The 1,084-nt window shown below is 65.8% G+C and carries 1 protein-coding gene; it reads left to right on the plus strand.

All coding sequences use genetic code 11. The features are described 5' to 3' along the window. Positions 1-23: 23 nt before the first annotated feature. Positions 24-1,073: a fatty acid desaturase family protein gene (locus D6T63_RS18835; RefSeq protein ID WP_120150857.1), complete on the plus strand. Its 1,050-nt coding sequence runs from the start codon at positions 24-26 to the stop codon at positions 1,071-1,073. Positions 1,074-1,084: the final 11 nt, after the last annotated feature.

The following is a 1,084-nucleotide window of genomic DNA, read 5'->3' on the forward strand; positions in this document are numbered from 1 at the left end:
CCGCAGCTGCGCGTACCGTCCGTATTTCCAGGCCGAACGACGTCGTCGCCTCCTACTCGGTGCTGCTGAAGCAGGTCCGCAAGGAAGGCCTCCTGAACCGGCGGCGCCGCTTCTACATCGGCGTGTTCGCCCTCCTGGCCCTGACCATGGGCGCGGCGTGGACCGGCTTCGCCCTCCTGGGCGACACCTGGTACCAGCTCCTCATCGCAGCCGTCCTCGGCATCGCCCTCACCCAGGTCGCGTTCCTCGCCCACGAAGCCTCCCACCGCCAGATCTTCCACACCCGCACCGCCAACGACTGGTCCGGGCGCATCCTCGCCGCCGGCATCGTCGGCATCAGCTACGCCTGGTGGATGGACAAACACACCCGCCACCACAACGACCCCAACACCCGCGGCAAAGACCCCGACATCGAACTCGACACCATCAGCTTCCTCGAAGAAGACGCCGCCAAAGCCCGCGGCCTCCACGCCTGGATCACCCGCCGCCAGGGCTACCTCTTCTTCCCCCTGCTCACCCTCGAAGGCATCAACCTCCACGCCCGCTCCATCAGCACCCTCTTCGCCCGCCGCACCATCAAGGGACGCTGGATCGAACTCGCCCTCCTGGGCGCACGCTTCGGCGCCTATTTGGGCATCCTGTTCTGGTTCCTGCCCGTCGGCCTCGCCTTTGCGTTCCTCGGCGTGCAGCTAGCCGTCTTCGGCATCTACATGGGCGCGAGCTTCGCCCCCAACCACAAAGGCATGCCCCTGATCCCCAAGGACAGCACCCTGGACTTCTTCCAGAAACAGGTCCTCACCTCCCGCAACATCCGCGGTGGCACGTTCATCAACAACGCCTTCGGCGGCCTGAACTTCCAGATCGAACACCACCTCTTCCCCGACATGCCCCGCCCCCACCTGCGCCGCGCCGCGATCATCGTCCGCGAACACTGCGAACGACTCCGCGTCCCCTACACCGAAGTCGGCGTCAAAGCCTCCTACAGCGCCGTCATCACCTACCTCAACCGCGTCGGACTCGCCGCACGCGACCCCTTCGACTGCCCCATCATCAACCAATACCGCCGACGCTAGACACACACCGA

The organism is Arthrobacter cheniae (genome assembly GCF_003602275.1).
GTDB lineage: Bacteria > Actinomycetota > Actinomycetes > Actinomycetales > Micrococcaceae > Arthrobacter_D > Arthrobacter_D cheniae.